Below are 11,874 nucleotides of genomic sequence, written 5' to 3' on the forward strand. Positions count from 1 at the left end.
AAGCATGGCTTTTTTGAGCTATTTTGCTGCAGGTTTAGCTTATCTATTTTTTGCTGCTTTGTTGCTGGCGGCAAAGGCCAAATCCAATTCGGGTAAGTTATTGTTGTTGGTTAGCTTAGTCGCGGTGGCTTGGGCGCTGCAGGTGTTGGTTTATTATGAGTTAGATTGGGGCGAGATATCTCTTTTCTTGGTGTTTGATGGCCTGCGCAGCCTTAGTTGGTTGATTTTTATTGTGTGCTTGATGCAGCCCGAAGTCAGGATCAGACAGCAGCTGTTTCAAAGCGGTAGCGTTTGGGTCTCGCTACTAGCTTGGTTGTTATTGGTCTTTTGCTTTTACTTCGATACTTATTTTGCGCCTGCTTGGAGCTTCTACCTCAATATCTTCTTAGCCATTCAGGTGATGGTGAAACTTGAGCGAGTATATCGGCACCTAACGCCTGAGCATCGTTGGCGCTTAAAGCCTTTAGTGCTGTATTTGGGAGTGGTTTTTGGCTTTGACTTTTTCTTCTATGCACAAGCTGCGCTGTTTAACCAATTCGACCAAGATATTTGGCAAGTCAGAGGGTTTGTGCATTGCGTTTGTTTGCCATTGCTAGTGTTGGCAACCCGCCGCACAACCCATTGGACCGCACGTATCTATGTGTCACGCGAGGTGGTTTTCCACAGTAGTTTGTTAGTGTTGGCTGGATTGTATCTGCTGTTGATGGCCTTGTTTGGCTATTACATCAAGTACATGGGTGGGGAGTGGGGCGGCGCTATCCAAGCTTTGTTTGTGGTCGTGGCGATTTTGATGTTGGCGGTTGTGTATTTTTCACAGTCGTTTAGGCAAAAGGTGAAGGTCTTTATTGCCAAACATTTTTTTGCCAATCGCTACGAATACCGAGATGAGTGGTTGTCTTTAACGCAAGATTTAATGGAGCAGCCCAAGCAGCAATCGCCCTATCAATATGCATTAGAAATTATGCTCAAGCGCTTGAGTACGGATACCGGTGCCATCTATCAGGTGCAAGACAATCAGGTGACCTTAATGGCGGCTTGTCAGCTGTCTCAGCCGGTAGCGCCGGAGCAATTGACGGGGTTGATGCAATATTTCAGTCAGTCGTCGTGGATTATTGATGTCCCTGAGTTTCGTAATTCGCCGCAGCGTTATCCCGGCTTAGTGATGCCTCAGGGGGTCATGGCAATGAGGCAACTTTGGTTGGTGGTGCCTGCGTTTTATCAACACCGTTTAGTGGCGCTTATCTTTATCGGTCAATCGCGAGCGTTAACCCAGTTAAATTGGGAAGACAGGGATTACATTAAGGTATTAGCAAAGCAATTAGCGCATTATTTGGTGTTGCACCAAGCCCATAGAGATTTATCTGAAGCTAAGCAATTTCAGGCGTTTAACCAAATGTCTGCATTTTTGGTGCATGACTTAAAAAATACCCTTTCCCAGCTTTCTATGATTATCAGTAATGCCGAAAAGCATAAGCGTAATCCAGAATTTATTGATGACAGCTTGGCGACGGTGGCTAATGCGGTGCAACGCATTAGCCGAGTGGTTGACCACTTTAGATTAAATGCGCGGCAATCTGCAGCCGCAACCGAAGTTGATCTCGCTGATTTGCTGCAACAGGCCTGCCAGCGATGCAGTCAAGAGCAACCCGAGCCCAAGCTTGAGGTGTTGGCATCGGCGCGCACCTGTGTTGATCAAATGCAGCTATTAGAAGTGGTACAGCATCTAATTAAAAATGCACAAGATGCGACCGAGCCAGAGGGCGAGGTTAGGGTGCGTTTATCGGTTGAACAAGGGCGCGCCTTGATTGCCATCCAAGATACGGGGTGTGGCATGGACGAAGAATTTATTCGCTCGCGTTTATTTGCCCCTTTTGATACCACAAAAGGGAATGCTGGTATGGGGATAGGTGTCTACGAAGCGAAACAGTTTGCTATGGTTAATAAGGGACAATTGAATGTGGTAAGTGAACTGGGAGTGGGCAGCTGCTTTACCTTAACCCTGCCGATATACGCCAATTGCCAAGAGCAAGCGCGACACAAGGAGGCCGAATGAAAACAACCGATAAACCCTTATTACTGGTGGTGGAAGATGACCTCGGCATTCAGAAGCAGCTTAAGTGGGGATTAGATCAGTTTGAGTTGATTTTTGCTCAAGATCGCGCTTCGGCGATTAAACAATTACGTCGCTATGAGCCTAAAGTGGTGACCTTAGATCTGGGGTTGCCTCCGGATCCTGCCAATGCCAGTGAAGGTTTAGCCACATTGAGCGAAATTGTGGCGTTAAGCCCACTGACTAAGGTGATAGTGGTCACCGGCAATGAAGATAAGGCAAATGCTATCGAGGCGGTGAAATTAGGGGCGTATGACTTTTATCATAAACCTATCGATACCGATATTTTGACCATTTTAATTAAGCGCGCCTTATGGCTGCACGAATTAGAACTGGCGAATCAGCAATTTAGTAAAATAGATCTGCGCTTGGCTCGAATAATTGGTGATAGTCCCGAAATTCAAAAACTATGTCGTGTGGTAGAAAAGATAGCACCAACCGAAATTACCACCCTCATACTGGGTGAAAGTGGTACGGGGAAAGAGGTTTTTGCCCGTGCCATTCATGATTGCAGCCTACGTAAAGACGCCCCATTTATTGCCATAAACTGTGCCTCCATTCCTGAAAATTTATTAGAAAGTGAATTATTTGGTTATGAGCGCGGGGCGTTTACCGGCGCCCATAAAAAGACCAAGGGTAAGGTTGAATGCGCCCAAGGGGGAACCCTGTTTTTAGATGAGATAGGTGATATGCCCTTGCCGCTACAAGCCAAGATGTTGCGGTTTTTACAGGAAAGGGTGATAGAGCCGGTAGGCAGCCGCCAGCAAATTGATGTCGATGTTAGGGTGATTTGTGCGACCAATAAGGACGTGTTGGCGATGGCGCAGCAACAACAATTTCGCGAGGATTTGTATTATCGGATTAGCGAGATGACTCTACAGTTACCTGCGCTGCGTGAGCGTGGCAGTGATGTGCTATTACTGGCTCGCGCATTTTTGGTCAATATTAATAAAGAGCTAGGGGCACATATTAAGGGGTTTGATGACTCCGCATTACAAGCTTTGTACCAATATCATTGGCCGGGAAATATTCGAGAGCTGCAAAACAAGCTGAAATCCGCTGTGATTATGGCTGAAGGCGGACGAATAACGGCAATGGATCTGGCTTTACCTAGCCCCGTGCTCAGCAATACAAATCAGCCCTTTAATTTACGTGAAATACGCGAGCAAGCAGAGAAAAATGCCGTCACCGAAGCGTTAAGTTTTAGTGATTATAATGTCTCTAAAGCCGCAGAATTATTGGGTATTACGCGGCCAACTCTCTATGCCTTACTGGATAAATACGCCATCAATTCGCAGGTGGACAGTACCAGCCAATTAACTTAAAAGGGGCAATGATAATCGCTTACTTGAGTCGGTGGTTTAGGGCAAAAAAAAGCCGGCAGCATGCCGGCTTGGTAAAGGTTAAATCAATAACCCATTAATCATTCACAAGTTTCATTTCTTGAATGATTTCATGCGCAATTTCAGGCGTGGTTGAGACCGGCTTAGTATGACGGTCCGCTTTTAGTTGGCCTTTTCTGTGAGTGAGTGCGGCATCTAACTTTTTAACCGCGTTGGCAATAGCGGGGTAAAGTTGTTCAGCGGTACCGCGAGCCGAGATTTGTGCTCCTTCGTAAGTGGTGCTGACTTCTAAATGTGACTCAGAATGCTGCTGTGAAATGATCACGTTTAACGAAATGATACTTGGAAAATGTGAAGCGATTTTGGCAAACTTTTCTTCTAAATGTTGGATGATGTTATCGGTGATCTTGGTATTGTGGCCAGTAACATTTATTTTCATATGAAGTCCCTCTTCACTGTGATAGGCGGTTACAATTTTGTAACCCATTGTTTTAGGGTTGCTTTCAGTTTAACGCTTTAAGAAAAAAAACCTATAGTCAAATACAATTAAACGCATAGGTATTTATCTATATAAGGCTTTAGCTCCCCTGTTTCAAGCTACATGTGAAGTTTAGTTGTCATCTAAACGTCATAGTTGTGAGTGGTCATACAGTTTTACAAACCGCATTCGATGATTTCATAAGCTAAGCCCTGTTCGGTTAACTTATCTATGCTGTCAAATCCAGCTTGATTGGCTTGATTTAAATCTTTGCTGTTAATTTGGTGAAGATGAATACCCGTTCCACCAGCGCCACACATCGAAATGACGCCCATGTCTTTGATTTGACCACAGTCCGATTTGAGAACCGTCACATTGGCTTGTTGTAAAAGTGCTGCGGTATCGACTAACGGGGCTGGTGGCTGTTCGCATTGTACATATCCATCCGAAATGTACACTAGGCTGGTGCTGTCAGGGGAAGTGCTGTTACAGCCACTCAAGGCGACTGAGGCTGATAATGTGCTTATAAGAACCAGTAAATTTCGTTTTATCAATTAGGTCTCCTTAAATAACACTGATTAAATACTGTTGACGGCAGGGCCGACGCTGTCTCGCTCCACTAACTCTGGCTTTAAGATAATATCTTTGCCTACGTGGCTTGGGTTAGCCATAATATCAAGCAACAAATCGGTTGCCGTCGCGCCAAGCATCTCAATAGGTTGGCGCACAGTGGTGAGGGCTGGATAAGTATGCTTAGCATGAAAGTTATCATCATACCCGATCACTGAGATGTCTTGTGGTACTTTAACTCTGGCTTGCCTTAATGCCAATAACACTCCGGCGGCGATATCGTCGTCGCCAGCACAAATAGCGGTATAGTTACAATTAAATCGTAGCAGCTTTTGGGTCTCTTGGTAGCCAAACTCTTCACTAAATTCGCCATGTATAATTTGATAACTAGACTCTTCAATACCTGCATCTTGCATCGCTTTGATAAATCCAGCTTTCCGTTTGATGGCGTCGGGGTAGCGTGTTAATCCCGCCAGCATAAGTATTTTTCGATGACCATGCTGAATTAAGTGCTGTGCAGCGAGATAGCCGCCATACTCATTGTCTACCAGTACCGAGTTAGGGGACAAAGTAGGAGCAGAGAGTCCTAAGGTGACAACAGGTGTTTGACTGAAATTGAGTCGCTTTATGGTGGCAGGATCTGGCTGGTTCTCAAGATATACGATGAGGCCATCACATTGTCGTGACTTAAATGTCTGGATCGCATTCGCCTCTTTTTCTGGTTTTCCAAAGCTACTGGTTGTCAGGATACTATGTTGATCATGATTGAGGCGGCTTTGGATACCCCCCAACAGCATGGCATAGTAAGGGCTGGATATATCAACCATAACCACGCCTATCATGCCTGAGCGGTTGCTTTTTAATCCTTGAGCAAAGCCATTTGGGTGAAAGTTAAGCTCCATGATAGCCTGTTCGACTATGCTTCGGGTTTTTGAGGAAACACTGCCACCCGGGTTAAGTACGCGTGAAACGGTTGATTTGGAAACACCTGCTTTTTTCGCTACGTCAGATATTGAGGCCATTGGTTCCATTGCTATTTTGAAGGATGGATACTGAGCTTGTTAGCACACCTTCGTGTGCTGCAATTCACTGCCAAACTCTACAACTTAATCAACTTTTCAGTCTAAGGCGAGTATTGATAAAAGCAACACCAAGTGCTGCGAAACGTGAGCGCCACCAACGACGAGCTTGTACATCTGTGCATCGCTGCACAGTTACACCCACACCGCCCAATGGGGCTTTGTTTGTGAGGGAGAATTAGTGATTCACCTTATTCTGAATGTTTTTTTCTTTGATTATCTTATCCAGATAGCGCAGCAGTTTAAGCTTATCCATCATGGTTTTATCTAGGTATTGAAAAACTTCTTCTAAATGGTCGTAGAGCAACTTTACTTGGCTATTGGCATCTGGGTTGCCCCCTGGGCTGTTGGCATTAGCTGGCCCCACCTGCGCGCCCACAGAGCTAGGAGGCAAGGTGGCATACTCTTGCTCTTGGATAAATTCGGCATTAACGGTTTCGATGGCCTCTTCATTGATAAAGTTTGCTTCTTCAAGAAAGGTAAACAGCATAAGCCGATCACAAAAAAGATTGATGATCCGTGGTATTCCACGGGTATAACGGTGGATCAAGGGAAAGCAACCCGGTGCAAATGCGGGATTGTTTTGCCAACCAACGTGTTTAAGCCGGTGTTCTATGTAATGGCGACATTCTTCACTGGTTAACGGGGGAAGGTGGCAGGAAGCGATAATTCTCTGGCGAAATTGCTCCATATTGGCCCCCTTTAGGGTGTCTCTTAGTTCTTCTTGCCCCAGTAAAAAGCTCTGGAGTAAGGGACGGTTGTCATGCTGAATATTAGACAGCATACGCAGCTCTTCAATTGACTCCGCCGGTAAGTTTTGAGCCTCATCCACGAGTAATAAGGTGCGTTTGCCTTGGCTGAAATTGTGGTTGAGGTAGTGCTCTATGTGTTGCAATAAACCGGCTTTGTCGATATCAGCGGGCAATTGAAGATTAAATCCACTGGCAATCAATTTGAGCAGATCCATTGGCGCTAGACTGGTGGTCACTAATTGAACAGCTTCAACTTGCTGTGCGTTTAAATTTGAAACCAAGTGTTTAGCTAGGGTCGATTTACCTGTGCCAATAGAGCCAGAGATGACAATAAAGCCTTCACCTTGGTCAAGGCCATATTGTAGATATGACATGGCTCGCTTGTGTTCTTTACTGGCAAAGAAAAATTCAGGATCGGGCGTGAGCTGAAAAGGCTTGGCGTTAAGAGAAAAAAACGCTTCGTACATAACGCCTCCTAGAATACGATTTGATAGCTTAGCTTGAGGCTATTCTCATCTGTGTTTCGCGCTTCGCTTTTACGATGAGTATAGGTATAACCCAACACGATAAGCGATCGACGTCCAAGCGTGTGACTTAAACTAATACCATGATTTTGCTCTTGATCTGTGTATGACACATCATCTTGATCAAGAAACCTTAACTCAGAGCTTAATTGAATACTGGTTTTTTGACCGACGCGCCAAGCCCATGCAAGTTGGCCGCCGTAGTCATCGGTGTCCGCTGTGTCGCTGAAGTAATCCCTTTGAATATAAAACAAGCTCACGCTAAAGGTGTGCTTACGGGCTTTAAACACGCTACTTAACTTGCCATCGCGGCTTAAAAATAGTTCGTTGTCGATGGAAGGCAGTGCGCTATAAATATTCACTACTTGCTGATCTGGCCCGACCTGAGGATTAGTGAGGCTAGAAAATTCACATTTGCTTAAATCGTTAATGGGTCCTGCTGGACAGATTAACGAGCCAGCATTATTAAACTGGTTATTGAGTTGGCTAGCAAACGACTCGATAGATTCTTTGTAGGTAGCTTGGCTGCGGATCTTACGAACATTGTGATACAAGCTGACATCATAAGCATCACCATAAAAACGTTTGCTGTAAGAAGCATTGAAGCCGGTACGCAAGCTTGGCACCCAATTAACGCGCGCAGCCCAATAATCGTCATTGGATTTTTTTAAGCTAAAGTTATAGCTCACATCAATATAGCTTCTCTCGCTAGGGCTAAAACGAATACCCGGCCCCCAAGCTGCGGTATCCAGATCATTGCTATCGGCTACATCATTTTCTTCCCAATAGCCATTGATAAATAGCGCCCAATGTTCAATCAAACCATAACCAAATGTGGCCTCTGCCGATTGACTGAGACTGCGTTTTTCTTGGTGTGCCTTTTGGTGGCTCAAATCATACCCTATTTGCCAAAAGCTGCGGCGAAAATCGCTACCACTTAGGCCATTAAAACTGAGGTTGTAACCTAAGGTGTCATTACTCGATTTTTCATCAACATAATAAATATCACTGGTTAAACTGAGGTCAGCGATATTGGCGATAGGCTGCAACCATTCAATCCCCACTTGGTAGTTGCCAACGGTTTCAAGGTTATCAGGATTGTTGCCATAATCGGGTATTAGCCCATTATTGATATTGCTGATTTGTTGGTTAGCGCTAACGTTGCTGAATAAGCGAATGCGGTCTTGCCACGCTTTAACATCTGCTTGCAGTGAGAGATCGTGGAAATTTTCCGTTTCACCCGCATTGGTATAATACTGACCTTGAAAGTCGTATCTTGCCCTTAGTGAGGCATTGTTGCCGTTACCCGTAATACCAAAACCGGGTCGAATTGCCAAAATAACATCGTCGCTGGCCTTGATTGCGCCAACGGTCACGCTGTCTGAATATTCGATACTGGTTTCAATAGAAGCACTACGTTGCCAGTCAGCAGCAAGTGCATAGGGTGACAATAAAGTGGTAATGATGATGACAAAACAACTATTGGTTTTCGGCATATTGGTATCCATACCCAGCATAAAGGTTTTTAGTTTGTACTGATTTATTCAGCACTAAGCCTATTGCCCGATCTGCGTTTAAAAGACTAATGGCAGTTTCCAAGCTATGTAAAGGCGTTTTATTTTCTTCTACTACGATCAACTGCTGCCCAACAAAACTGGTTAGCGCTTGTGTTTCATTAATACCCAGTAATGGTGGGGCATCAAAGATAATTACCCTATCGGCATAACGCTCGGCAAGCTCACTCGCTAAACTGGCCATGCGCTCACTGGCTAACAGCTCACTGGTCAGGTGGTGCTTTCCACCCGCCGGCATAATGCGCAAATTAGGTATATTGGTATTATAGATAATTTCTTGTAATGTCGATGTTTTTCCTAGCAAATAGTCGATCAGACCCACACCTGCGCGCACGCCTAAGGTGTGGCAAATGGATGGACTCAGTACATCTGCATCTACCAAGAGGACGGTTTTCTCCGGCTCCATGGCGATACTTAAGGCCAAATTGATGGCCGTATGGGTTTTGCCTTCATTGCTTAAAGCACTGGTCAGTAATACCAAGTTGGCATTAGGCAAGGTGTCTTTGAGGGGGCCAAAGGCCGTTTTCAGAACCCGGCGTTTAACAAAGCGAAACTCCTCGTGAGTTTGGCTGCGCTCATTGCTGTCGACTAAAAAACCTTGTTGTTTTAAGTGATTAAGGTTGAGGTTCAAGCTTTGTAATTCGGATGCTTGATGCGCAGGTCGCGGGGATGGTTGATATGGTGTTGGTGGCGCATCTTTGTTCGTCTGCTGAGGCTGAGCGGTTGATGCCGGTGACGAAGAGCTAACCGGATTGCTGGGGGGGGCAGTGTTGAGTGTGGCTGGGTTGGCAACCTTATTTTGCGAGTCGGATGTTTGCTCGCTGTTGGTAACAGTTTGCGTCACTTCTGAAGGCGATGCATCCGCTTGATCTTGAGCTTGTTGCTTTGCTAATTCATCTGCATGTTGCTGCTTTTTGGCTAGCGCTTTTTCAATAATGCTCATCTGTATCCCTACCTATTCATGGCCACTAGCGATTTAAATTGCTCGACATAGGGGCTATTACTGGTTTGGCTAAATAACAGTCCGGCATAGACGAGTAACAAGGTTGCAATCACCAAGGCGAAAGCAAAATTATGGCGTCGTCTGACTTGCAACATCTTGTCAATATTGGTGTGAGAAATAGCGCCTAATACAGGTACCTTGGTGAGCGTTGCAAGCTCCTTCGGACCGGTAATGATAGGTTTAATCTGGCTAATGGCAAAGGCGACAAATATACCAAGACCAAGCCCAAGTAAGGTCACGACACTGAGGAATATGACTCGATTCGGGCCGACAGGATCGCTGGGTACACGGGGTGGCTCGATAACCTTAAACTCGACACCTTCGGTAGATTGATCGGCCTTTTGCGACATAATGGCGGACTCACGACGCTCCAATAGTTGGTTGTACTGGCTTTTGGTTATGTCATAGCCTCGGGTCAAGGCCGCTAAATCTGCTTCAACCTTAGGCACTAGGTGCACCTTTTCCTGTAGTTTGGCTACTTTTTCACGGTAATTTTCCACGCGCACTTTAAGTGATGCGACTTCATTTTCAAGTTGACTCACGTTGAGTCTTAAAGATTGTACAAAAGGTGATTCAAGTGCTTCAGCTGGTCGATTTTGCTGATATTGGATAGACGCTAATTCGGCGCGCTCTTGGCGTTGTTTTACTACTAAATCGGCAATTTGTCTTTTTAGTTCTATGATGTCGGGATGTTTACTGGTGTAACGTAAATTCATTTCATCTAGCATTTGATTAAGCTGAACTAGGCGGCTGTCATACTGAGTAATGATGTTACTGCTTAATACCGCTTGGCGCGGGGTTGGGGCTCTTGGTAGCGCCTCTTCATCTTCTAACTGGATACGCGCGGAGAATAAACGGGTTTGCGCCTCTTTTAATGCGAGCTCAGTATTCTCGAGTTGTTCCTGTTCGGTGCTGAGTAGATCGTAATAGGAACTACCTTGGCCTGGTAATAGATCTGCATATTGGCGTTTAAACTCGGTTAATGCTGCATCATCGGCGGCCATGCGTTTTTCAAAATCGCTAATTTGTTGATTTAGGAAGCGCTGCGCATTGTCGGTGTCGGTACGCGTCTCACCTAAGGTATCCTCAACAAAAATGGTCAACACAGATTGCACCACAGATTTGGCTGAATCTGGGTTGGGGTGGGTATAACTAATGGTAAAAATCTTCTCGCGCTTGGTGCGACCAATTTTGATCTCTTTGCTGAGATTATCCACCAAGGCATCAAATTCGTCGCTGTTGTTGGTGAGGATGTCGAGATCAGACATGCGCGCAATTTTTTCGACGTTGGGTCGACTTAATAAGGTCTTCACCATCAGGTTGAGCTGCTGATCTTTAAAGGTATCAACGGTCAACCCGCGCAACAAGGGCTTGAGTAATGAGTCGGTGTCAACGTACACCCGAGCAGATGCCTGATATTGATCTGGCATCTGCATGACATAAAACCAACCAACAGGGCAAAGTAGCCAAGCAATAATGATGATGAAGCGACGCTTCATCCAAACTCCCTTGATATAGAAGAGAGCTTTATCAATTAACTCCTTCATCAGCGGCCTCCTTGCTGGTTGTAATCGATCCGAGTAGGGTTAAAACCAAGCTTCAGGAATAATCAATATGTCGCCAGGAAGCATATTGGTGTTGGCGCTGACATCTCCTTTACGAATTAAATCATCAAGGCGAACGCGATATTGCTTTTGTTGACCGTTTTCGATGCGAACGAGGGCGGTATTATTGCCATCGGCAAATTCGGTTAATCCACCCACCGCAATCATTACATCAAGTACTGTCATGTATTGACTGTAATTTAATGCTTTGGGCTCGGTTGCCTCACCAACAATTCGTACCTGTTCACTGTATGGGCCGTTAAATCCGGCGACCGTCACGGTGACAATGGGTTCGCGCAAATAGGTGGCAAGCACATCCTCAATTTCTCTTGCTAGCTGGGTAGGGGTTTTACCACTTACCGGAATATCTTCGACTAATGAAGTCGTTATCATACCGTCCGGTCTGACCACAAAGGAGCCGGAGATTTCTGGGTTACGCCAGACAAAAATATTGAGATTGTCGCCCGGTCCAATTAAGTATTGATATTGGTCGGCTTGAGTTGTTAATGAGGGGGTTAAGGTTGCTGAACTTGCTAGCGGTGCCGAATTTTGGCTACTACAACCACTCAAACCAAAACACACAAACAAAATGAACAATGAGTATTGCTTGAACATGCTTTCCATTGCTTTTCTCTCTCTGTGGTGAATAAGTAAGAGGTAAATACCTCAACTTTTATCAGCATAGTTCATGAAATTGTGTTCGCGCAAAATTTGCACAGATAATAAAAGAATCATTTAGTTAGTGGCGGAAAGTGATGGAATAAAGATATCAAATGTTAGAATTATGTTAATTTGATGAATTGTTTACAACTTAGTGTGACAGGGATCAACTATCTT

General features: G+C 45.1%; 10 protein-coding genes. 2 read left to right on the forward strand and 8 right to left on the reverse strand.

Annotated features, from left to right (window positions below):
* Window positions 1-4: 4 nt before the first annotated feature.
* Both prsK and prsR read left to right on the forward strand, forming a co-directional pair.
* Complete coding sequence (prsK, locus tag ACK8OT_RS16275; protein ID WP_410197561.1) at window positions 5-2,053, forward strand: XrtA/PEP-CTERM system histidine kinase PrsK; 2,049 nt, start codon at window positions 5-7, stop codon at window positions 2,051-2,053.
* On the forward strand, window positions 2,050-3,435 hold the full coding sequence (prsR, locus tag ACK8OT_RS16280) for a PEP-CTERM-box response regulator transcription factor (protein WP_410197562.1): 1,386 nt from the start codon (window positions 2,050-2,052) through the stop codon (window positions 3,433-3,435). The genes prsK and prsR overlap by 4 nt, the downstream gene beginning before the upstream one ends.
* 94 nt (window positions 3,436-3,529) lie before the next feature.
* Here prsR and hpf read toward each other — a convergent pair whose 3' ends face one another.
* The 8 genes from hpf to ACK8OT_RS16320 all read right to left on the reverse strand — a co-directional run bounded on the left by hpf (window position 3,530) and on the right by ACK8OT_RS16320 (window position 11,661).
* A complete protein-coding gene (gene hpf, locus ACK8OT_RS16285) occupies window positions 3,530-3,892 on the reverse strand; it encodes a ribosome hibernation-promoting factor, HPF/YfiA family (protein WP_410197563.1) in 363 nt (120 codons plus the stop codon).
* 215 nt (window positions 3,893-4,107) lie between these two features.
* Entirely contained in the window at window positions 4,108-4,485 is a 378-nt protein-coding gene (locus ACK8OT_RS16290) for a hypothetical protein (RefSeq protein WP_410197564.1), read from the reverse strand.
* Window positions 4,486-4,509: 24 nt separating this feature from the next.
* The gene (locus tag ACK8OT_RS16295) at window positions 4,510-5,523 is read right to left on the reverse strand and encodes a LacI family DNA-binding transcriptional regulator (protein ID WP_410197565.1); all 1,014 of its coding nucleotides are present in this window, start codon (window positions 5,521-5,523) and stop codon (window positions 4,510-4,512) included.
* A gap of 235 nt (window positions 5,524-5,758) precedes the next feature.
* A complete protein-coding gene (locus tag ACK8OT_RS16300; RefSeq protein ID WP_410197566.1) occupies window positions 5,759-6,799 on the reverse strand; it encodes an XrtA/PEP-CTERM system-associated ATPase in 1,041 nt (346 codons plus the stop codon).
* An 8-nt stretch (window positions 6,800-6,807) separates the two neighbouring features.
* Window positions 6,808-8,352: a TIGR03016 family PEP-CTERM system-associated outer membrane protein gene (locus tag ACK8OT_RS16305; RefSeq protein ID WP_410197567.1), complete on the reverse strand. Its 1,545-nt coding sequence runs from the start codon at window positions 8,350-8,352 to the stop codon at window positions 6,808-6,810.
* Window positions 8,336-9,373 (reverse strand): XrtA-associated tyrosine autokinase, encoded by a 1,038-nt coding sequence (locus tag ACK8OT_RS16310; RefSeq protein ID WP_410197568.1) that lies wholly within the window; start codon window positions 9,371-9,373, stop codon window positions 8,336-8,338. Before ACK8OT_RS16310 ends, ACK8OT_RS16305 begins: the two co-directional genes overlap by 17 nt.
* 8 nt (window positions 9,374-9,381) lie before the next feature.
* Window positions 9,382-10,980: an XrtA system polysaccharide chain length determinant gene (locus ACK8OT_RS16315; RefSeq protein ID WP_410197569.1), complete on the reverse strand. Its 1,599-nt coding sequence runs from the start codon at window positions 10,978-10,980 to the stop codon at window positions 9,382-9,384.
* 39 nt (window positions 10,981-11,019) lie between these two features.
* The gene (locus tag ACK8OT_RS16320) at window positions 11,020-11,661 is read right to left on the reverse strand and encodes an XrtA/PEP-CTERM system exopolysaccharide export protein (RefSeq protein WP_410197570.1); all 642 of its coding nucleotides are present in this window, start codon (window positions 11,659-11,661) and stop codon (window positions 11,020-11,022) included.
* Window positions 11,662-11,874: the final 213 nt, after the last annotated feature.

Origin of the sequence: Motilimonas thetidivivens (assembly GCF_046452435.1) — a bacterium.
Taxonomy (GTDB): Bacteria; Pseudomonadota; Gammaproteobacteria; order Enterobacterales; family CBDFNC01; genus Motilimonas.